At 45.5% G+C, this 22,864-nt stretch carries 16 protein-coding genes and 2 pseudogenes; 11 read left to right on the plus strand and 7 right to left on the minus strand.

Annotated elements, in window-relative coordinates:
• Positions 1-76 precede the first annotated feature (76 nt).
• A pseudogene (locus QUA70_RS15570) lies at positions 77-574 on the plus strand (IS66 family transposase); the annotation flags it as partial.
• 10 nt (positions 575-584) lie between these two features.
• Here QUA70_RS15570 and QUA70_RS15575 read toward each other — a convergent pair.
• Positions 585-1,088, minus strand: coding sequence for an ISAzo13-like element transposase-related protein (locus QUA70_RS15575; protein ID WP_333332681.1), 504 nt, complete (start codon positions 1,086-1,088; stop codon positions 585-587).
• 60 nt (positions 1,089-1,148) lie between these two features.
• The gene (locus tag QUA70_RS15580) at positions 1,149-1,433 is read right to left on the minus strand and encodes a hypothetical protein (protein WP_333332678.1); all 285 of its coding nucleotides are present in this window, start codon (positions 1,431-1,433) and stop codon (positions 1,149-1,151) included.
• A 126-nt stretch (positions 1,434-1,559) separates the two neighbouring features.
• Here QUA70_RS15580 and QUA70_RS15585 point away from each other — a divergent pair.
• A pseudogene (locus QUA70_RS15585) lies at positions 1,560-1,778 on the plus strand (IS66 family transposase); the annotation flags it as partial.
• A 22-nt stretch (positions 1,779-1,800) separates the two neighbouring features.
• Here QUA70_RS15585 and QUA70_RS15590 read toward each other — a convergent pair.
• Positions 1,801-5,208 (minus strand): PAS domain S-box protein, encoded by a 3,408-nt coding sequence (locus tag QUA70_RS15590; protein WP_333348473.1) that lies wholly within the window; start codon positions 5,206-5,208, stop codon positions 1,801-1,803.
• Between the two features lie 643 nt (positions 5,209-5,851).
• Here QUA70_RS15590 and QUA70_RS15595 point away from each other — a divergent pair.
• The 6 genes from QUA70_RS15595 (at position 5,852) to QUA70_RS15620 (ending at position 12,097) form a co-directional block, all read left to right on the plus strand.
• Positions 5,852-6,196 carry a hypothetical protein gene (locus tag QUA70_RS15595; protein ID WP_242721486.1) on the plus strand — a complete coding sequence of 115 codons (345 nt, stop codon included), beginning with the start codon at positions 5,852-5,854 and terminating at the stop codon, positions 6,194-6,196.
• Positions 6,197-6,415: 219 nt separating this feature from the next.
• A complete protein-coding gene (locus QUA70_RS15600; protein WP_333332671.1) occupies positions 6,416-7,441 on the plus strand; it encodes an ABC transporter permease in 1,026 nt (341 codons plus the stop codon).
• Positions 7,442-7,649: 208 nt separating this feature from the next.
• Positions 7,650-8,444: a hypothetical protein gene (locus tag QUA70_RS15605; protein WP_333348469.1), complete on the plus strand. Its 795-nt coding sequence runs from the start codon at positions 7,650-7,652 to the stop codon at positions 8,442-8,444.
• A 494-nt stretch (positions 8,445-8,938) separates the two neighbouring features.
• On the plus strand, positions 8,939-9,982 hold the full coding sequence (locus QUA70_RS15610) for a hypothetical protein (protein ID WP_333332665.1): 1,044 nt from the start codon (positions 8,939-8,941) through the stop codon (positions 9,980-9,982).
• A gap of 279 nt (positions 9,983-10,261) precedes the next feature.
• A complete protein-coding gene (locus QUA70_RS15615; RefSeq protein ID WP_445301491.1) occupies positions 10,262-11,071 on the plus strand; it encodes an ABC transporter permease in 810 nt (269 codons plus the stop codon).
• Between the two features lie 126 nt (positions 11,072-11,197).
• On the plus strand, positions 11,198-12,097 hold the full coding sequence (locus QUA70_RS15620) for an ABC transporter ATP-binding protein (protein ID WP_333332662.1): 900 nt from the start codon (positions 11,198-11,200) through the stop codon (positions 12,095-12,097).
• A 144-nt stretch (positions 12,098-12,241) separates the two neighbouring features.
• Here QUA70_RS15620 and QUA70_RS15625 read toward each other — a convergent pair whose 3' ends face one another.
• Complete coding sequence (locus QUA70_RS15625) at positions 12,242-13,201, minus strand: GNAT family N-acetyltransferase (RefSeq protein WP_333332658.1); 960 nt, start codon at positions 13,199-13,201, stop codon at positions 12,242-12,244.
• Between the two features lie 754 nt (positions 13,202-13,955).
• Here QUA70_RS15625 and pap point away from each other — a divergent pair.
• Both pap and QUA70_RS15635 read left to right on the plus strand, forming a co-directional pair.
• Positions 13,956-15,443 (plus strand): polyphosphate:AMP phosphotransferase, encoded by a 1,488-nt coding sequence (pap, locus tag QUA70_RS15630; RefSeq protein ID WP_333348467.1) that lies wholly within the window; start codon positions 13,956-13,958, stop codon positions 15,441-15,443.
• Positions 15,444-15,715: 272 nt separating this feature from the next.
• A complete protein-coding gene (locus tag QUA70_RS15635) occupies positions 15,716-16,795 on the plus strand; it encodes a YdcF family protein (protein WP_333332652.1) in 1,080 nt (359 codons plus the stop codon).
• Here QUA70_RS15635 and QUA70_RS15640 read toward each other — a convergent pair.
• Positions 16,792-17,133 (minus strand): hypothetical protein, encoded by a 342-nt coding sequence (locus QUA70_RS15640; protein WP_333332649.1) that lies wholly within the window; start codon positions 17,131-17,133, stop codon positions 16,792-16,794. The genes QUA70_RS15635 and QUA70_RS15640 overlap by 4 nt on opposite strands.
• A 449-nt stretch (positions 17,134-17,582) precedes the next feature.
• Between QUA70_RS15640 and glsA the strand changes: the two genes are divergently transcribed.
• Positions 17,583-18,509 (plus strand): glutaminase A, encoded by a 927-nt coding sequence (gene glsA / locus QUA70_RS15645; protein WP_333348465.1) that lies wholly within the window; start codon positions 17,583-17,585, stop codon positions 18,507-18,509.
• Positions 18,510-18,778: 269 nt separating this feature from the next.
• Here glsA and QUA70_RS15650 read toward each other — a convergent pair whose 3' ends face one another.
• Positions 18,779-20,593, minus strand: coding sequence for an adenylate/guanylate cyclase domain-containing protein (locus QUA70_RS15650; protein ID WP_333332643.1), 1,815 nt, complete (start codon positions 20,591-20,593; stop codon positions 18,779-18,781).
• 568 nt (positions 20,594-21,161) lie between these two features.
• Entirely contained in the window at positions 21,162-22,268 is a 1,107-nt protein-coding gene (locus QUA70_RS15655; protein ID WP_333332640.1) for a FecR family protein, read from the minus strand.
• Positions 22,269-22,864: the final 596 nt, after the last annotated feature.

A 22,864-nucleotide genomic window follows, 5' to 3' on the forward strand; every position in this document is an offset into this window, starting at 1 on the left:
TTAAAGGGAAAAACTTTTTGACTCCAACTTTTCACAACTGATAAAAAATTCCACACACATCTGCGGAATGTGGGTTAAAAAACTCATCCAGCTTCCAGGTTTGAACAATCAAAAAATTGGGGAAAAGTTTGTTAAGCTGATTGACGAAGCATTTAAGAATTACAGCTTATTCCAACAGAACCAAAATATAAGTGAGTTGTTTGCTTGGGCTTGGGAGTTTAAACTAAAAGTTAAGTCCTCTCTTGATAAGTGGATTGCATTCGCAGGGGGAGAAGCCAGTAAGCTTTTGCGCTCGCTACGAAACAAAACAGATCAATGGTGGTATTTTTTAGACCATCCAGAGGTACCTCCAGACAATAACTTAGCAGAGCGAACACTCCGGCTAGCAGTAACAAAAAGAAAGGTGAGTGGCGGTTCCCGTTCAATGGAGCGGTTTAAACATACTGCCAATTTATTAACGGTTGTACAAACTTGTCGTCGTCAAGGACGTTCCGTAATTGATTTTTTTGAGCAAGCTATAAAAGCGATAGTTAATCCAGATATGCAAGAACCATCTTTGATTCCTCAAATTTAGACCTGAATCCTTACCCTCCCCCATCACATTTTGCCAAGATATAATTAGCGTTAGGGTAGGTAGCTTTACCATAATTATTCCACCATTTTTTTAAAGACTCACAGGCGAATTCACTGGTATCTTTACTATTTCCTAATGTTATATATCCTCGGTTTTGTTGACAATCATAAATCCCATGGGGAATCACTTTACCGTGACCTAAACTCCAAAAATCATGATCCAAAGTAGTGACAGGTTTTTTTGTATAGAGAGTTCCCGGACGATACAAATTTTCTAAAGCTTCTTTCTTTTTGGTATCAAAACTAATAATAGGATTGCTTGCTTCTCTATACTCTGCATAAATTCTAGCAATGTTTTTAAATTGAGCATCCCGATTCTTATTAATTCCTATTGTTGGTTTTTTTTGAGCTTTTCGTTTCACATACCCATGCTTTTTTAATAGTTTGGCAACTAAGGGGAGACTAATGGTAAAACCCGCCGCGTGTAGTCCAGAAGCTATTTCTTTATGCGTCAAATTAGTTTATTTGATTAACTCATTCATGGGTTCTCCGGCTGTGTGATTTTTTAAAAATTCTTAAAATGCTGCATCAATGCCGATTTGAGTAGACAAAATACTTTTTCTTCCCCCTTTTTTCTTTCTGATCCTGGAACTATTGAGTGTCTCTGAGTCCATTTTTTCTAAATCTTCTATTCCCTTGATGATGGTATTTCGACTGCATACCAAAATTTGCATTACATAGCTAATTCCATCCCATCCTAATTTTTGAGATTCTCTAGCTGCATACCTTCTTTTATCCTTTTCTAAGAAGGATTTATAAATTTTTTTCATTTCTGACTCAATTGAATTAGAATAAGACATGGATTTAAAAGTAAATTAGAATAGTTAAGTAGAAAAATCTGTTGTGAGTAGAGCTCTGTAGGAGTGAAAATTGTAACCTCACACTTTTTTCCTTATAACAGATAACTCATCAACTTATTTATTTTTCATTCCTTAGCAGAGCGAACACTCCGGCTAGCAGTAACAAAAAGAAAGGTTAGTGGCGGTTCCCGTTCAATGGAGCGGTTTAAACATACTGCCAATTTATTAACTGTTGTACAAGCTTGTCGTCGTCAAGAACGTTCCGTAATTAATTTTTTTGAGCAAGCTATAAAAGCGATGGTTAATCCAGATATGCAAGAACCATCTTTAATTCCTCAAATTTAGACCTGAATCCTTACGTTTTCTGCTAATTATTTAGAGGTAAGCGGATCGTAAAAGTAGAGCCAACACCCTCCTGACTTTTTACTGAAATATTGCCGCCCATCATGAGGCAAAAACGCTGGCTGATTGCCAGTCCCAAACCGGTGCCGCCGTACTTGCGCGTGGTAGAAGCGTCTGCTTGGGTAAAGGGTTGGAAAATGTGCTGCAACTGGTCTAGATTCATCCCAATTCCTGTATCTATACAATTAACAACTAAAAATTCTTTACTAGCAATTGAAGATTCTGAATTCGCCGCAGGTTCAGAAGCGTTTTCTTGTCTATATTCGCTACTTTCATCGGCAATTTTTTCTCGGCGGGCTGTGAGAGTAATTGTACCGTTTTGAGTGAATTTGGCGGCATTGCTCAGCAAATTTAATAAAATCTGCTGCACTTTGGTAATGTCACCGTGCATAGTGCCGATGTTGCTAATTTGACGCAAGTTTAGAGTGTTGCCGTTTTTCTCAATTAGTGGCACGGCGGTAGATGCTACTTCTTCAATCAAAGCGGCGATGTCGAAGGTTTCTAAGTAAAGATCCATGCGGCCGGCTTCGATTTTAGAAATGTCGAGAATGTCGTTAATTAGCGACAGCAAGTGTCTGCCGGAAGTGCGGATTTTGTCTAAATCTGGGATGAGTTCATCGTAGCCCAATTCTTCGGTTTCTTCTTGGAGCATTTCGCTGTAGCCGATGATGGCATTCAGAGGTGTTCGCAGTTCGTGGCTCATGTTTGCCAAAAATGCGCTTTTTGCGGTGGAAGCGGCTTCGGCTGCTTCTACGGCGAGTTGCAAGGCGGATTCAAAGACTTTTCGATCGCTAATATCCTCGACGCTGCCTTCATAGTAGAGTACCTCGCCGTCGGCGTCGCACACTGCACGGGCGCTTTCAGAAATCCAAATTACGCTGCCGTCAACGCGGTAAACTTCTGACTCAAACCCCGAAATTTCTCCGAATTCTTCCATCGCCTGGATAAACTTGTCGCGCTGCTGAGGATTGACGTAAGCTTGCTGTCTGATGTTTGTGAGATTGGATGTCAATTCTTCGGGAGTGGCGTAGCCGTAGATGCGGGCTAAAGCTGGATTTACGCTCAAGAAACGACCTTCGGGGGTTCTTTGAAAAATACCTTCGACTGCATTTTCAAAGATGCTGCGATATTTTTGTTCTGCTTGACGCAGAGCGATTTGTGTACGATCGCGCTCGCTGGCTTCGATCGCCAATGATACCAAATCTGCCAGGGAAGCAGCAAAATTTTGTTCTTCTAATGTCCAGTTGCGAGGAGTTCCCACTTGTTCTATACAGATGACTCCCACTGTTTGTCCGCCGAGTCGCACGGGCGCGTCTAAGGTAGAAATAGTGCCAGCTTGTGAAAAGTAAGATTCCGCAAATTCTCTAGTTCTAATATCTGAAAGAGCGTCCTCGGCTGCGATCGTCCGGTGTTCTTCCAAAGCTTGAAAATAAGCTGGATAGTCTGCTGCTGCGAGTTCATTACCTTGGGAATGCTGGTGGTTGCTGCGGCTAAATTGGTCGAGACATTGCAGTTTCGATCGACTCTCATCATACAGCCACGCTCCGGCTCCTTCTGTATCTAGGGTATGAGCAGCCGCTTCGGTGATTTGCCTCAAAGCTACTTTTAAATCGCCTCGATAAAGTGCTTTATTTCTTGCGAGTTCTACCAAAACCGTATTTTGTTTGAGCAATTGTTTTTGCCTTTGGCGTCGCACCGATTCGGCTCGCTTCTGTTCAGTAATATCGCGGATTACGCAAATTACGGATTCTTCTGAAAGCGGCGAAATGCTGGTGGCAAAACAAACTTCGCGGCCGTCAATGATTAAATCGTACTCGATGCTGACAGTTTGCTGAGTATCTAAAGCTGCTCCAATATGGTTAAGAAAATTGTCGGCTGCAGCTTGCGGAAACAGCTCTCCGACTGTTTTGCCAACTAATTCTTCGGCTGGTTTGTAGAGCAGGGAAATATTTGTAGGCGCGATTTTTAAGTAGCGGCCGGTGGAGTCCACAACTATAATTAATTCGTTCATGGCGGCAAACAAAGCCCGCAATTCTGCTTCGGCGGCTTCGAGTTCTGCCGTGCGTTCTGCTACTCGTTGTTCTAAACTGGAGTTGGTTTGTTCTAGGGCGACAAAAGACGATCGCAATTGTCTGGCCATGTGATTGAAAGACTGAGCTAGGAGACCGAGTTCGTTGACGCCTTGAACTTCGACTTCGCCGTCTAAATCCGAGGAGGTGAAGTCGGAGGATTCGGACATTTTTGTTAAAGCTTTGGAAGCTTCCAGCAATCGGGTAATCGGTTGAATAACCCAGCGAGAGGTGAAAATTCCGAGTGCGATCGCCAGTACGAAGGCAAAAAAGCACAATAAGATAGTTATGCGAGTGTTGGCGTTAATTTGCTCCATAAAGTCTGCTTCCGGGATAGCCACTACAATCAGCCAATCGAGACCGCGGCCGTCTTGCAGGGGAGCAACCGTAATGAATTGACGTTTGCCGTCTAGATCGAAGGTAAACTGTCCTTGCCTGTCAATTTGTTCAAAGCTGCCAAATCGTTTTTGCAAGTATGTGGAGGCCGATCGAATTAGCAAATTTTTGCTCTGTGTCGCCAACAGCCGTTTTTGTCCGTCTTTGTCGGTGACAAAGGGCAGTTCGTCTGTGGAACTACCGACTATTTCTCCGCTGCGTTCGATCGCGAAAACTTGTCCCGACGGGCTAATTTTGATGCTTTTGAGAAAATCGCTGATTTGAGAAAGAGTCAGGTCAATGGCCAGTACCCCCCGCAGGTTTCCTGTTTCATTGTAAATTGGCATCACCGGCGTAATCCCCAGAACTGGCAAGGCCGTGAAGACGTAGATGGGCGACCAAGTGGCTTTTCCTGACTGTTTGGCAGTTTTGTACCAAGGTCTTGTACGGGGGTCATAGGTGGCGGTTTGGATTAGCTCAGTGCGATTTCCCTGGCTATCCAAGCGATAAATTTGGCGGTTGGGCGCGGTTGATTCGTCTCTGATGTATACTAAGTCTTCTGCTTCTCTCTTGAGCAAGAGGAACTTGCCCTGTTCGTCGCCGTAGTAGATGGTGGTAGTTCGATCGCTCAGCTTGGTCTGGTTCCACAAATAGCGCTCTAAGTTGGGGAAGTCTTCCGGGTCTAGGTTTCCAGAGGCGATCGCAGCAGTATTCATTTGCAGGAATAGATGAGACACCTCCCCAAAACTGCGGAAATTTTCTTTAGTCCTGGCTGCGACTTCCAAGCTTAACCTAGTAGCAAGGTCATTAACAGCTTTCTGGCCGTTGCGAAACGACAGCCATCCTGTCACGCCGACTGCTACGGAGATTTGCACCACCAGCGGTATCAACAAGACTAGGCTTAGTGACATCTTGGGCGAGCTTTTCATCACACAACTGCTCAGACTTTTCAATAACATCAATATTGTGACACCTACGGGTTTGGGTATCGTTTGTCGTTTAAAAGATGCCCTAGATATAAGTTACAAAATTGTACAGCAATAGTGAAGTGCGGTAGCCGATCGCTCAAAACGGGGCTGAGGTTTCCACCGCTAGTGTAAAAAATTGTAATATTAATCCTGCCACTACTTGCCTGAATGTGGCGATCGCTCTGCAGACTCCCGGTCACAAAGTCACACCCTGTAAAAAAAGCAACTTTAGGCCCGTGTTCCCCACTTTGGTTGTCATCAGTCATTGCCAATTATTCAATTTTTTAATCTCAACTTTTAAATCTAAAATAAGCTCACTTTCTCCGGGTGGGCATTGTCTTCCTTACGCCTGGTTAATAAAAATTTGATTTTAATTTTTTCTACAGTGCCAGGACAAATGTAAATTCTGTGACAATCTGGTGTTAAAAAATTTGCTATTAAATAAGATAAGCGGCTACAATCCCGTAGCGTAGCGGGGCGTAAGCCATCGACTACACAGAGGATAATTGAAGCACCTGCATTTCATCAACGCCAGCAAAGTAAAGCGTTTTTGGCTTTTTTGGACTATCGACATTTGGGCAAAATAATACTTCTGGAGGATGACATGAACTATACATTTGAAATCCTGGGCGTATCTCCAACTTTAACGTTTTTCAACCAGCAGCAGGAATTGCTGCAACAACAGCAGCCGTCCGGTGTAGAATACTTGGCAAACCGAAAGTGCACTCTCGATGCGTTTGTGGCATCCGTAGAGACAGTTTCTCCTAACCGCGGCTGGGATGTCGATCGAGTTGTAGACACCGTGATTAGTTTCTGGATGAACAACTCGGATAGCATCCAGTATTGGAGACACAGGCTGCAGGATGCCGGCAGCGAAAACTTGTTAGTAGCCAGAGTAGGCGATATCAAGTCTTTGCAAGCTGCATTTGAATCGCTGCTGGGCGAATAGGAAAATCAGGAATTCGTAATTGGCGATCGACAATTGCTAAAACTGAGATATTGCACCATTCTCAATCATGCTTTCAGCGCGGCGTCGGACCAACGGCCCACAAGAAAATTTATCTGTTGTGGAACAGGCATCTTGCCTGTTCTTGAGAATGGTGCAAGATGTAAGTAACATCCACTCAACTGTCTATTTCCAATTTCCAATTGGCAATTCCCAAATATTATGTCTCGTTCCAAAGCCCTGCAATCTTATATTTTTCTCCGCTTACTCCTCGCACCGCTAATGTTGTGGACAATCACCACAGCAGTATTTTTGCTCTTGCGGGCCACTCCGGGCGACCCCATAGATGCTATTCTCGGCTCACGAGCTCCCGCAGCCGCCAAAGAAGCAATGCGAACTCAACTCGGCCTCGACGCACCCCTGTGGCAGCAATATCTCAAATACATGAAAGACTTATTCAGTCTGGACTTGGGAACCTCAATCACCACTCGCGGACAAACCGTGTGGCAAATTATCGGAGATTATTTCCCCGCTACAGTGGAATTAGCAGTTTGTAGCATGGCCATAGCTTTAATTGTCGGCATCAGTATCGGTTCCTTAGCAGCATCCCGCCCCAACACTATTTTCGATGCTGCAGGCCGTTTGTTTGGCATTATCACTTACTCGCTGCCCGCTTTTTGGGCTGGCATGGTTTTGCAATTGATTTTCGCGGTGCAGTTGGGCTGGTTTCCCTTGGGAACTCGCTTTCCCGTGACATTCCCCGCTCCCGAAGGCTACACAGGACTATACACGATTGACAGTCTCCTGAGCGCTAACCCTGGTCAGTTTCTCACATCTTTGCATTATTTGGCACTTCCGAGTTTGACGCTGGGGATTCTTTTGAGCGGCATTTTCGAGCGCATTGTCAGGGTGAATCTCAAGCAAACTTTGCAAGCAGATTATGTCGAAGCAGCTAGAGCTCGCGGCATTCCCGAATTGCAAATTTTATGGGCTCACGCTCTGAAAAATGCACTAATTCCGGTGATTACTGTTTTAGGATTGACTTTTGCTGCACTGTTGGGCGGTGCTATTTTAACAGAGGTTACTTTTTCTTGGCCGGGGTTGGCAAATCGCCTTTACGAAGCGATTAGCTTGCGGGATTATCCAACAGTTCAAGGTATTGTGGTATTTTTTGCTGCAATTGTCGTAATTGCCAGCATTGTAATTGATATTTTGAATGCTTACATTGACCCGCGAATTCGCTACTAAAAATATCAAGGAAGAAGGGAAAAGGATGTGCGAATATGTCACTATCGGCTTTTTATACCTGTCCTTTCTGCCTGCGCCAGATGTTTTAGCCAGCGGTGGCCCTGTAGAAGCAGTTGTCAAAAAGATCGATCGGCTTTTAGAGTGACGACACTTGGCGATTTATGGGCAATACTGGAGAAAATAAAATTATACATTTGAGGAAACGCTGATGAGATTATTGCGAACAATCGCCGCTCTATCGGCGGCCTTGACCCCACTGATGGCTAAAGCTGCCTTTAGCCGTCCCATGCCGGGAACAGCCGATTTTCCTAGAGCCTCAAACCCCCAAGTAAATGTGCCTGTTTGCTTCATCGAAACCCCAGGCGGCACAACTTTTGATTTAGTCAGCTTGTGCGGCAGCAATGCTGCTCCCCAAAACACTGCTCCGGTTGCGGGCAACCCCGCCAATGCTCCTGCAAATAACCCCAATGGAGGTGCTCCGCCTGCTCCCCCGAACCCCAACGCCATCACCATCGATGGTGCCGGCACGCCGATAACTACTCCTGCAGGCACGGCAAATCCCAACAATCAGAATAATCAGAATCCGGGGACAGCGCCCAATACCAATCAGAATAATCAGAATCCGGGAACTTCGCCCAATACCAATCAGAATAATCAGAATCCGGGAACTTCGCCCAATACTAATCCCAATAATCAGAATCCGGGAACTTCGCCCAATACTAATCCCAATAATCTCAATCCGGGAAGTGCGCCCTATATTACTCCCAATAATGCCAATCCGGGAACTGCGCCGAATACCAATCAGAATAATCTCAATCCGGGAAGTTCACCGAGTACCAATCCCAATAATAATAGTGCGTCTCCCACGGGTGGAACTGCTGGCGACAGCAACAGCGATTTAGTTCCCAATCCCAATCTCAATCTTCCGAGAGTGCCGCCGAGTTCCTTTGGCCCTGGAGGTGTTGCACCGACTAGAGATGCGATTGATGGCCCCCGCCAGTAATAGGCGAAGTGTCAGAACTTTTACAGAAACCCGGTTTCTCTGAAACCATCTCTTTTTCAGGGATAGTTCACCCGCGAGAAAGCCGGAATATTTATTTGCCTGCGTAATATTGATGTCAGGTGCGATCGGCATATTTTGTAGCAGAGTAGCCAAATAAAAGTTAAGCTAAGAACTTGTAGACGCTATCGCCCAAGTATTCTTTCAAAACGGGAAAACCAGGTGATAGATAGCCCGCTTTAATCCCTAACAGGATTAGTTATCAGTAAAGGTTAAAATTATTACCAGGCGGGTGCTTGCCAGCTCCAAGTTCTCAAGCTAACCCATTCAACAGGCATATTTTTGTTAAGCCAGTGTGGTTGGGAAAGTACCGGCTGATAACATTAGCGAGACAAAATTAACCCGATTATTCGGAGGCTCTTCATGAGCAAAATATTTGTTTTAATAAATTGGAACAAAATTGCTCTAGACCCGATCGCACTTGAGGAGGACATCTAGTGTCAAACTTAGTTCAACGCTTAGAAATAACCGCTCATCCGCAACTAGAAAAATCCCTCGGCTATCGAGGAGATAGTCGCTGGGTAGCTTGGCGCTGGGAACCCGACATCGACCAACTTATTTCCAGCGACGGCAAAACAGTCGGCACTGGCAATAATATGGCTTGGCTGGTGTTTTTGCAGCACGATTTAGTCGATCCTGCCCTACAACAGTACAACCTCGGCGAGGGCGATCGCTACTGGTTGCTTTTAGACACCGAAACTAGAAATCTCTACGTCGGCGAAGGGAAAACTGTTCAAAGTCTGCTCGAACAGCCGGAAAGTTTAGGTTTATTGGCCTGTCTCGATGGCGGCAATGCCGATCGACAAACTGGTGAAACTTGGCAGCAAACGCTATCTCAACTAACAGCCAAACCAGTTGTTCGCAACCTCACAAATGCCCTTCCTTTCGGTATAGCTGCCGCTTTGATAGGTGCTTTAGGCATCGGAACTGGATTGTGGGTAGTGCCAACGGTGCAGCAGAAACTAGCCGAAAAAGCTGCTTTTATTTCCCCAATTAGTTCTGCAGCTAACTGCGGGCTTGGCGGTTCCGACGATTTTTCAGCTTATATCGGTTCCTCAAGCGGAAATAAAGAACTTCATTTAATAGGCGTTTACGAAGCTAATGCGGATCACAAGAACCGAGATTTATCTAAAAGTGCGATCGAAGTCAAAGTAGAACGCCAAAACAAGCCGATAATTCTCGCACTTTCAGCCTACGAACCGGTTAACTGGAATGTCACTGTAGAACCGGGCGCAGTTATCGAAAAAATCATCGTTAACGGATACCAAAACCAAACTGTTTCAGGAGTTTCGGGAATTCCAATTGAAGAGCACAGCTACGAAGAAACCGGAGACTATCTCGGCGACTTTATCTACAAATGGGGTGCTACCCCTGAAAGTAGCAATACTTCTTCCCTCGTGACTAAATTGGAACAGAGAAACCGCACCAGTTTAACTTCTTTTCAAGGATGCTACAGAGGTAAGAACTTTACGATTAAGTAAGAATTATTGATGATTTTGGGGTGGGGAAACGGTATTGCCGTCTCCTCAATAGCCGTGTTTTCGATGGTTATATCAAGAGAGGACTCGCAAGGGTAATTTCATTATCCAATCGGGTTGATTTTACCCGTTACCGGAAATCAGGAAACGGCAGTGCCGTTTCCTCCGTTGCCTTATTCTGTTTTTCACCAATTCGTTGATGTTAATTCAATGGTGTACATTTTAAACAGTTATTTGACAAGCTTATTTCATGACTGTATCATAAACTATTAACTTTAATTTTTGATTTCAGACAATAACAATGCTAAAAAACTTAAGATGAAATACTGGTACGAAACCCTCGCTGTAGCCCAGCGAATTTTAATAGAATTGGGAAGGCGAAGACGCAGTTTAATTTTTTGGGCTATCTTTCCGATTTCTATCTTGATTATTAACGCCTTAATTTTAGCAGAACGCGCGCAACTGACAACAGCAAAAGCTTTTGAAACTGCCGCCCCTGCAAGCTTAGTAGGAGCAGCTTTATTTTTTAGCTGTCTCGGTGGTAGCGTAGCAACGGTAGTAGCAGAGCGAGAACAGCATACCCTCAAACGCTTATTTATTTCCCCGCTGAGCGGCACTTCTTACTTTTTAGGGATTTTCCTGGCTCACAGTTGCATCGGCATCGGCCAGGTAATTTTAGTATACACGATCGCCTCTTGTTTAGGAGCACAATTTCAAGGCTCTATTGTGTTAGGATGTGCGATTATTTTACTGAGTATTGTATCTTATGTAGGTGTAGGCTTTATTCTCGGCACCCAGTTTGCGAGGCGCACTGAAGATGTCAACTCCCTAGTAGCAGCTTTCGGCGTCCCTTTGTTGATTTTAGGAGGCGCATTTTTGCCGACTTCGCTGTTTCCCAAAAGTCTGCTGGAACTCGCGCAGTACAATCCAATTTATCACATGAACGAAGCGCTGATGGGCGTGTGGGCTGACGGCAAAGATTTGGCTGATATTGCCGAACACTTCGGGTTTTTGTGCATCTTTGCTGTTTTAATGATAGTAGCCGGATGGCTGTCTTATCGGCGGATGTTGAGAGTAGAAAGAAGACTTTAAAACTATCTCATTATGTCGTAATTATTCATCTCTCTATTCTGGAGACTCAGCGCCCTCTACGCTCTCTGCGGTTTAATCGTTCAGAAACAACCGTAAATATATAAAATAATACGGAGAATTAAAGCAGTGCTGCAAATAGAAAAGCTAAATAAGTCCTATGGCGAGCGTTCAGTGCTTCAAGATTTAACACTGCACATCCAAGCTGGAGAAATTTACGGTTTGCTCGGACCAAACGGGGCGGGAAAAACTACAACTATCAATATTTTATGCAATTTGCTCAATGCAGACAGCGGCAAAGTTTCTATCAATGGCGAACCTGTTTCCGAAGCTACTAAATTATTAATAGGTGTAGCGCCCCAAGAAAATTTGCTTTACAAAAGCCTTAGTTGCGAGGAAAACCTCAACTTTTTTGCTCAAATTTACGGCTTAGAGCGCAAACAGCGCCGCTATCAAGTAAGACACTGTTTGAAAGCAGTAAATTTGACAGATAGAGCTACCAGCCCAGTAGAAACTTTGAGCGGAGGAATGCAGCGCCGTTTGAATATTGCGGTAGCTTTGGTACACCAGCCTAAATTAGTAATTTTAGACGAACCGACAACGGGTTTAGATATTGAGGCTCGCTATGAAATTTGGGAGTTAATTCAGCGATTGCAAGCTGAAGGAATTACAGTTTTGCTGACAACTCATTTGTTGGATGAAGCTGAGCGTCTTTGTCAGAAAATCGGAATTCTGAAAAATGGCAGTATTGTCGCTGAGGGCAGTTTGGAGGAGTTGCAAAAACTAATTCCGGCTCAAGAAATTATCGTGGTAAAAACCGAGGAAGAAGCTGAAGTCATCGCCCGCGCTCAAAAATACAGTTTCATCCCCCGCCGCTACGGTAGCGATTTAGCTTTTTGGCTGCCGGAACGTTTAGAATTAAAAGAGATTATTTTGCTGTTCGAGGGGATTTCTATTGACTCAATCGCTCGGTATCCGGTGCGATTAGAACATATTTATGTCGAAGTCACCAAACAAAGCGAACAATGACACAGTGCGACGGTCTCGCTTCTTGCGAACAGGCAAGATGCCTGTTCCACAAAACATTAAGTTTATTGTGGAACAGGCATCTTGTCTATTCTTGAAAAACTTATTGCTAATGGTGCAAGATGTGATATCTAACCAGATTTGATATTACACGGCTTTTGCCCACTCGATCCAAGTTTCCATCGGGCGGAAACCGACTGATTTGTAAAGCTTTGTCGCTCCCGTCAAACTGTCAGCATCGACGCTGAGTTTCGCAGTATTTGCACCCGCCGCTTTTAAGGAGTGCAAACCCGCCAGCAGCATCGCTTTTCCTAAACCCATTTTCCGAAAGTCGCGCCGCGTACCCAACAATTCAATCCAACCGTCTTTTGTGCCGCTGCGGGCGTTTTTTTGGGGTTTGATTTGACAGTCGCAGAAAGCAGCAAATTTGTGATCGCCCGAAACAGCAATCAAATCTAATTCCGGCTGATAATTGGCGTCTTGCATCCAATAACGCACGGTTTCCGCATTTAAATCGTGGTGATTCCAGTGATCGATAAATGACTGGTTGAACATTTCTACCCAGGGTTGGATGTCTTGTTCTCCCGATACGTGTGTTAGTGCAAAATCCGCAGGGAATTCCGGCGCGGGAATCGGTTCGGCGAGGGATCGGGCCATTGTCCAAAAATAGCGATCGACTTCAAAGCCCTGTTTCTCTAACAGCCGCATCTCATCGGTTTTGTCCTCACGGCTGTAGGTACGCAATTTTGCCGGCAAATTGCGTTCTTTTCCTACTTCGCGCAGCCGCTTTTCGCCCCATTTAATTATGTCTTTTTCCAAACCTGCGCCGCGCACGTTTGGATGCACGTAAAACCAGAGACAAGCGTCTATTTCCTCTGGCGAATCGGGCATATCTAGGAGTGCTAAACCGATTAGTTTGTAATTACCATCTTCCCACAACTGCACGTCGCGGGCTTGGTCGAGTTTTGGTGCATCAAGTATTAGCTTGAGTTCAGTTGCTGAGACTTCTTCGCCGAGTCGATCGACTGCTTCGCAAGCATCAATCAAATTGGCGATCGCGCACCAGTCAGTTTCGCCCCTGTAGGAGCGTGTTGTCAAGATATTCATAGAAAACTTACAATCCGTAATTTCGGACTGTTCCTGTTAATGGGTATTGGCAAACAAGTACAGTAATTCAGACATTTTGCACAAATGTCAGTAACAGGCTTTCCGGCCTGTTCCACAAGAAATAAATACTCTTGTGGGGCGGGCACACGAGCCCGCATCTAAACTGTTTTTAGTATTTGAAAATGGTGTCGATAAAACTCAGAAACCTGTTTATATCACCCAGGCTTTCAGGTTTTATCTCATAGCGCAATCATAAAAATCGGTTTGCCTTTTTGGGCTAGTTTTGTATGTGAGTCTCAGACTGGAGGAGCGCCCAATGTTCGCAAGCAGCTTCCTCAAAGTTATCAAGGCTGGTGCTTGACTAACTGTTGTTTAAATAAATTTGATGAAGCTAAGTAAAGAAGTTGTCACCCCCACTGGGTAGTTAGTTTTTACTTTTGCTCTGTTTTACAATAAATCCTGTTTCAGGGATTTGTTGCTCCTCCTGTTAACTCGCCCGCTTGGGGGAGAGGAGAAGTTGAACCTATTAAAAAGTGGCCTAGTTCAACTATAACCGCTGCGTTTCTTTTTTGCAAGTTTAATGTAATAGAAGTTCTGTTACTATTAACGGGAGCCTGGATTCGGCAGAAGCACCGCGCTTTTAACCAGCCGTAACTGTAATTTTTATAACATTTTTCCCGGAGTTGAGGATTTAATTTTATCCAAACGTTAAACTAACGTTAAACTGTTTTTTACAGATTAATATGAGGTAAATATGCTCGACAACCTCGATTTAGATATTTCCCTGGATAAAGAAACCTATGATGCCAAGATAGAAATTTTAATGCAACAGTTGCGATCGCTCCAACTGGCCTGCAGGGAAAAAAAATTGCCCGCAATTATCGTGCTCGAAGGCTGGGCAGCCGCCGGCAAAGGCGCGCTGGTAAAAAAAATGGTGGGGTACATGGACCCGCGCGGGTTTGCCGTCCATCCGATTTGGCCGCCGTCAGATGCAGAAATGGGCTATCCTTTCCTGTGGCGGTTTTGGCAGAAACTCCCCGCCCGCGGCAAAATTGGTTTTTTTTACCACAGTTGGTACACTCATCTTTTAGAAGATCGGTTGTTCGATCGAGTCTCCGACGCAGAAGTACCGACAGCCATCCGGCAAATCAACGCCTTCGAGCGGCAGATGGTAGATGACGGCGCCGCAATTGCCAAATTTTGGATTCACCTCAGCAAAAAAGAACTCAAGCATCGGCTCAAAAAACTAGAAGACGACACCTTACAAGCTTGGCGAGTGCGGCCCGAAGATTGGAAACAAGCCAAAAAATACGAAGAATACACAACTTTTGCCGAAGAAATGGTAGCCCAAACCGGCACGGGCCCCGCACCTTGGACGCTAGTAGAAGGCGATTGTCAACGGTGGGCGAGAGTCAAAGTTTTAACGCAAATGGCAGCGACAATTACAGAAGCCTTAGACAGACTGCCGATGCAATCTGCACCTGTGAAATTGCCACCTCAAGAAAGGTTGCAACCCACCGAACCCGACTTGCTGGCCCAAGTAGATTTAACTCAATCGCTGTCGCCCGACGAATACAAACAGCAACTTCGCGAAGAACAAACCCGTTTTGGGAAACTCCAACAAAGCATCTACGAAGAGGAAATCCCCGTGTTAGTGATGTTTGAAGGTTGGGACGCTGCCGGTAAAGGAGGAGCAATCAAACGCTTGACGGACATATTAGACCCCCGCAGTTATATCGTTAATGCCTTTGGGGCCCCGACAGACGAAGAAAAAGCGCATCACTACCTCTGGCGGTTCTGGCGACGGCTGCCAACGGCTGGTAAAATCAGCATTTGCGATCGTAGTTGGTATGGTAGAGTTCTGGTCGAGCGAGTCGAAGGATTTGCCGGCGAACCCGAATGGCGCCGAGCTTATCAGGAAATCAACGAATTTGAGGAGCAACTCACCAGTTTCGGTTGTGTCTTAGTTAAATTCTGGCTGCACATCAGTCCTGACGAGCAACTAAAGCGGTTTACAGAGCGACAAAACAATTCATTTAAACAATACAAACTCACCGACGAAGATTGGCGGAATCGGGAAAAGTGGAATTATTATGAAGTGGCGGTGAATCAAATGATTCAGCGCACCAGCACACCGGCTGCTCCCTGGACGCTAATTGCGGCCGATAACAAGTATTATGCTCGTGTTAAAGTAATTCAAACGGTAACGCAGGCAATTCGGAATCAACTGAAGCGCCGATAAATTGGGATTGGTGAATGGGTAACAGGTAATGGCGAAAAAAAGCAGGCAGGAGAAAGCAGAGTTGAATTGCCAATTTCACCTGCGGCGTGCTCGATTCATTACCAATTATCAATCAACCATTACCAGTTATCAATTACCAATTAACTGTCAGCAATCTGTGACTGGAAGTAGCGGGCTTGCAGCCTGCAACCAATAGTTGATAGCTGATCGGAAGCGAGCATCAGGATAAATGCGATCGGACTGCGTTATTCGCGAAAGTTAAAAACCCACCGATGCCCGTATTTCCTACCGCAGTTAAATTAGCGCTCGTTTCCAAAACTTCTGTACTAATTTATGAAGACACAGAATATTGCAAGATGCCAGAACTGTTAGCTCGCATTCTATTTCTATTCCTCCTGTTCTCACTGCTCAGATCGTGGTGGGAGCAATCAGGGGGCAAAGACAATCCATTATTAGATCGGCTGCGCGTTTTGCTGCTGATCAGCCTTTTGATTCTAGCTTTTTTTGCGCCAGACACCCCGGTCGGAGCAGCGATTTTCGGCCTAATAGCCTTCTTCTTTAAGCCGCTGGGTTTTTCAATCACGCTGCTGGTGATTGCATCGGCGCTGATCACGAACGGGGGCATCCGCAACCCGGCGCCGAGAATGATCCTGGCAGCGCTGCTAGTTTTGATCCTTTCGAGTATGCCAGTTGTCGCTTACTGGTTCGCCGAACAAGCAGAACGGGACGCCGCCGCGGCTGTCCGCACAGTTTGCTGCGACGAAACCGCAGCGGCGATCGTCCTGCTGGGCAAGGGAACCACTCAGCCTCACATCCCCAACCGAGTGGCAATTCAACTAACAGATACAGGCAATCGCTTGCCCTATGCTGCCGTTTTGTACAGAAAACAACTGGCACCTATGGTCATCGTTACCGCTGGTCCGAGGCCCGAGTTGGAGGGTTATGTTGGCGAAGCTAAGGATATCGAGACTTTGCTGGCAAACAACATGGGCGTGCCGCGCAGCAGTATCGTTCTCGACGATAACGGCAGCAACATACGCACCAGCGCTGAAGAGGTGAGAAAAATACTCGACAGCCGTGGCGCCCCGCGCAAAGTAATCCTGGTAACATCTGCGATTCAGATGCGCCGTGCCAGCCTCGCTTTTGCGAATATGGGAATCCAGGTGATTCCTAGGGCTACCGACTTCTACACTTTTCAACCCACCTCACGAGGGAAATCCAATAGACTCCGCTTAGACGCGGGAGATTTTTTGCCTAGTGCAGAAGCTTTGGTAACTACGACGCGAGTATTCGATGAATATTTCGGGTCTTTCTATTACTATTTGCGTGGCTGGCAGGCTCCCAGAGCTTAAAGTGGCAAGTTGCTGGTGTTTTTCTTAGGCAACAGCGACTGCTCCCCAGATTGGTTTAAAATCTGATGAGAATGAGACCTTTGTGGGGAGCTGTATTTTCTCATTCCGGCGGGGTCGCCGACAATCAAGTTTGCCATGACTGCAAACAATACCCAAAAGATAACTGGCTCCCACTTGGATTTTTGGGGCGGTGCTTCTGGGGTTGTGACAGATTCAACGTTGACTTTGATATCTAGTTTGCCTTCAATTTCTTTGCCTTTGAGAACTCCCTCCTTGCACACACCCTTAAAAATCATTGGAGCGGGCTTTGGTGCTTCTGCTTTCGCTTCATCTGCCATTTTTTTATCCTGGTTTGGGTAGATCCGGTTGGATAGTACATTCTTAAAGGTTCGGGGGTTTTCCGGACAGGATTTTGCGAACTCTGAAAGAATTAAGTTAAATATGCACCCCGCCCCTTACTGGGGCTTAAACATAAGAATCTGAAGGCATTTCAAGCTAGGGCTTGTTTGTTTTGGCTAGCAGCGTTGCCTTGAAGCTGCTACTTATATATCGGGGTGAAGGGGAGATTTTTATGCAAAGTACAGGTTTTTTATGAAAAATTTATTTGCTCCCGGCTGGCTGAAACGTCAATAGCCTGAAGTTCGAGCTTGGTTTATCTCCCCGAACAAACCCAATTTCTTCCCGCAGCGGGTCCAAGTGATGCAATTCGGTTAATAAACCGGGTTTCCGGCTCAACATCGCGCCAGGAATGTCAATCTAAAATTTCAAATGAGCGAAATAATCGAGAGTGCAAATATCCACAAGCAAATTATCTGGCCTGCAACCCGAACAACTGCAAGTTTGGGCAAAAGAGGCAATAAATCGCAGTAAATCCGGTCAAATCCCTACCTACATACCTCTCCTTGCGCGAGCAGACAGACAAAGGTTTGCCGTGCAAATGCGGGCAATTGACGGTCAAATTTTGAGTTGGGGTAGTATTGCTCAAACATTCCCGCTGATGAGTGTAATCAAGCCCTTCGTGCTGCTTTATTTGCTGTGCGAATTGGGCGAAAAAGCGGTATTTGACTGCGTTGGCTGCGAGCCTTCGGAACTGCCTTTCAATTCTTTAACTCAACTCGAAATAGACCAAGGGAAGCCGAGAAATCCGATGATTAATAGCGGGGCGATCGCCCTAGCGTCTTTGATTCCCGGTCAAAATGCTGTGGCGCGCTGTCAAAACTTGCGAACTTGGCTGAATCAACAGGCAAACAGTCAGTTATTTGTTGACGAGTTAATGCTCGATTCAGTGAAAAAAAAACCGAATCAAAATAATTGGAATCTCGCCTTAAAAATGGTAGAATCGGGTTATATTCAAAATGCGGAAATTGCTTTAGAAACCTACAATCGCGTCTGCTGTTTGTCGGGAACTGTGGAGGATTTAGCTAAGCTGGGGATGGTTTTGGTAAATAGTGGCGATCGAGCAATGGGGGAAAACTGCCGTACTGTCAAAGCACTGATGGCAACTTGCGGTTTGTATGAAGCATCGGGTCGCTTTGCGCTGCGGGTGGGACTGCCGGCTAAGTCGGGAGTTAGCGGGGCAATGCTCTCGGTAATTCCGGGTCAAGGTGCGATCGGCTTTTACAGTCCGCCCTTGGATAAAGACGGAAATTCGGTCGGCGGCTTATTTCTGTTAGAACAAATAGCTAAAACTCTGCGACTAAGCGTGTTTGATTAGATTGGTCAATCGATTTTAGATTTTAGATTTTAGATTTTAGATTAAAGAATTGAAGCATTGACCCCACGGATAAATTCGGCGGCTTGTTTATCGGATACAGGTTTTTTATTTCTCCACGGATGAATCCGGGGGCTTGTATCCTGGATGCTTTCGGTCAGTTGTCAGTAGTCATTAGGAATGTCTAATGGGCAATTGGGAATGTCTAATGGGCAATTGGGAAAAAGGTAATTTTCCCTACTGACAACTGACAACTGACAACTGACAACTGACTAATGCTTTTCACCCAAAATAGCATAAACCACAGTCTCTTGTCTTTTGCCGCGCAATTGAATTGATCCTACTTTTTGGCCTTCGTAGCGATCGCGCACGTAAGCAAAAGTCCTCCCCGTCACCAACAAATTAAAAGGACTGTCAGAAACAATTTCCTTATTCATAGCCTCCAATCTAGCAGCAACGTTGACAGCATCGCCGATCACAGAATAATTCAAACGCCGGGAACCGCCGACGCTGCCAGCAACTAACTGTCCGGTATGCAAACCAATGCCAAACTTAATTAAAGGTTTGCGGTCAATTCTAAGCTGCTGGTTAATTTCGTGCAGCTTTTCGTGCATCGCAATGCAAGCCGCAACTGCATTCAAAGCATCTTGTTGAATTTGTCGATATTCGGTATGGCAAAAAGGCACCCCAAAAACTGCCATAATTGCATCACCGATGTATTTATCTACAACGCCGCCGTGATCCATAATACAGTTGGTCATCGCTTCCAAATAATTGTTCAACCAGGTGAGCAGATCCCGCGGCCGCATTTTTTCGGAAATAGAAGTAAAACTACGAATATCCATAAACAGCACCGTTGCTGTAAGTTCTTGAGGTTCGAGTTCTCCCTGTTCAAATATCTCAGCTTTGCGTTCCCAAATAAGCTGAGCTGTCTCCGGAGCGACGTGCTTTTCAAATAACCTCATCAACTGCTGCTTTTCGTGCTGTTCCCGCAGTTGCAAAGCAGTGCCAGATAAAATGAGGGTGCCGATGGGTGCGGCAATCGGAACCCACCAAAAAAAGAAGCCAAATAGCAAAGCAGCAGCCACAATCCAAACAAGAGGCAAACCGAGAGCGATCGCAATTCTCTCTTTAACACCTCGCTTGCACAGAACCAAAGCGGTAAGCGGGCCAATCCCCAACAATAACAAAATTTCTACCAGTACCGGCAGGCGCTGCAGCAAGCGTTGATTGAGCAAATTGTCAACCAACGCTGCATATAAATAAACCCCAGCCGTAGTCTTGTTGAGAGGTGAAGATATGGGGTCGAAACCCGTAGCAACTATGCCCACTAAAACTAACTTATTGGTCAGAGCGTCTGCGGGAATTCTACCTTCTACGACATCAACAAAAGCATAGGTAGATAGATTTTCTGTTTTCCCCGGCCAGTTAATCCAAACTTTTTTTTCCTGCTTATTTTTTGACTGTGGAAGCAATACTGGATCTTGGGGATTAGCAGCATTGTACCTGTGAGTCATTGCTAAACCGAAATTAGGAATCCCCTTGAGAAAGATTTTTGACTCGCGGGTAATACCGTCGCTATCGGCTTCTTGCCCGATGTGGCCGACACCTGCGGCGGCTGCTTTTAAAGATGCTATGGGTTCTTCTTTGATGGTTCTAGGGAGTACAACTTTGCCGTTGGCGGCAATTGCTGCGGCTAAAATATCATCTTTCGGACTTGGATCGAGGAAAAGAATGTCAAAACCAACTGCTGTAGGGGGAGATTTTTTCAGTGCTTCTAGCAGTTGGGCGTAGCGGTTGCGGGGCCAAGGAAATTGACCGTATTCTTGCAAGGAATGCGGTTCGATCGCAATTACTACAATTCTCTGATCCCATCCCGGATTTGGAAAAATTCCCGATTCTCGAATTTGAAATAGCGTTTTGTATCCCAAATATTCAAGGGGTTTCCACATTCCCACTTGCATCATGGCGACAGACATTATACCTACTACTGCCCCTGTCATCCAGGGAGGGTTTGTAGCTATATATTGCCGCAGGCCGAGCAGTTGATTTTGTTTGAGATTACCAATCCATTCTTTGAACTTCATGCAATTATTTTGACGGAATCATTGACATTCGAGTCCGACCTTGGAGAGGAGTTATATCAATCCTTGGAGGAGTCGTAAATTTTTTACCCCACCCCCACCCTCCCCTTATCAAGGGGAGGGAGTAATAAATTCACACATGATGGGAGGATTGCTATATATCAATTCCGGTTGCACTCCTGTTGATTGTTAACTGTTAACTGTTGACTCTTGACTCGGTATCGAAAAACTGAATGGTTGAGTGTTAACTGTTGACTCGATTTTATTATTCCGATGCAACCGGAACGCATATTAGAGTTATGAAGTCTTACAATACCGTAATGGCGAAAGGTTAACGCCAAGTTTCTTTATTTTGACTAATTTGTTGGGCATCTAAATTATTTTTGTAGGCTGGCGGGACACCTCACAATAATTGCATTAAACTTGACTTTAAGATTTAGACGCGGCTGGGCTTACGAAGTTTCACCGCGAAATGCTTCGCCCCTACACGAAATAATCAACTCAAATAAAACTTACGATCTAACTCAGATCCTCAGAGATTGGCCGCGCCATTTGCTCTGAGAGAGGTTGTTTAGGGAACGGCGAGGCTGTAGTGCCGTTCTGTGACTGACGGCCCTCGCACTACGATTTGGAGGCGGCGGCTTGGAGGTAAAATTCCTTGGATTTTGAAGTTGCCATTTCGATCGCTCTTAATCTCTTCGTTGTTGACATAAACTGTGTCGATCGGGTTAATTTGACCGCTGAGGCGATAGATATTGCCGCTAAATCTCAACAACCTGCGGACTTTAAGTTGAGCTAGGCGAGGGCTGGCGGAGGGCGCCACGGGCGAGGTTAGAGGGAAAATAGTCGTGGCGTTACCGCTGTTGACAACTACTTCCGAGTCGGTGTTGCCGGATACTACGACTGCACCTTCAATCGTTTCGACTGCGGTTTTGCCTCCGGCGACGCTGACGCCAAAGGAGGTGCCGCGGACTCCGGCAACGCCTTCTGGGGTTTCAACCCTGACTGGGGCGGTTTTGGCAGAACTTTTTTGTTGGGCAATTTGACTGGATTTGCCGAGTCCGCTGAAGGTATTGAGGGCGACTATTTGGTTCGGCGGGATAATTGTTGAGGTGTTGGCTGCGGGAGTTGTCGCAGCATTTCTGCCGATCGACAACCTGACTCGCCCCCTGCTGACAAAAATCGCTGTGTCTTTTTCGCCACCTGCACTGCTTGACAAACTGGATATCCTGACTGCGGTTTTTTCGGAAACTTCCACCACGCCGATGTTGTTGTCGATGCCTAAACGGGCTGTGGAATTGGGGCCGGTGATGATTTCGTCTCCGGGGGCGAGTAGCCGATCGCCCACGACCGCTGGCCGCCCTTTAAAGCTGACTGTACCGCGAATTTCTTCTATTTCGAGCGATCGTCCCGTCGCTGTTCCCTGAGCCTTTATCGTCTCTGCTGGGGATGAATTCGCTGCCACTGTTGCCGGATTTTTTGGAGATTTTGAGTCGGTTGGCAATGCTGGCACTCCATCTACCGAGATAATTTTAGTAGCGATCGACGGCTGTTTGGGGGATGGAGAGAGCGGACTGGCGATCGTCGCACGACCAAGCTGCAGACTGGCGAACACAGCCAAGGACAAACTTAGGAGCGGAATTTGGGTCGATCGCCCACAGGTAAAAATTTTATTCATAATTTCAATTTTGTCATATTGAAGTTTCTAGACTTCCTTTCCTGTATCACACACCCTAAATCCGGCAATCGTTCCATTTTTTATGCCGTAACACAGCAGCAAAAATAAACTTTATCAGCCTGAAAGTTTAGCATTAAAACTTATTTTTTTGGTCAGATTTTAGTAAACTGTTACAACATGGCACTTTACTAAAATCTGACCTTCGCGAAATTTGGCAAACCAGACTCAAAGGCTTTTACAGCATGAAATTTCGCCGTTGTCAACGTCAGAGAGGGCAGATTTATATATAGCAAACATAAAATTAATTACTGCTTTTGAATGTCTTTTGGCTTCTGCCTGAAGGATGACTAATTGGGGAGAAATCCTGTAGTTGTGGCAATTAATAAAAAACTTATTTTTGCGACTCAATAAAAAATAATTATCTAAGTGGTGAACAGCCTCTGCCAGTGGAGCTTGCCGCTGTGGAACATTATGAAGCAAACCCAAGCGAATCAGGGTAGACGATCGACAAACTCCGACTAGAATACCGTTTTTTAGGGAAAGTTAGGGGAAATTTCGATGGAAAATCCTAGGGAGCGATCAACGGAGGGTGTTGC

The sequence above is a fragment of the Microcoleus sp. LAD1_D5 genome (genome assembly GCF_036702115.1).
Lineage (GTDB): Bacteria > Cyanobacteriota > Cyanobacteriia > Cyanobacteriales > Microcoleaceae > Microcoleus.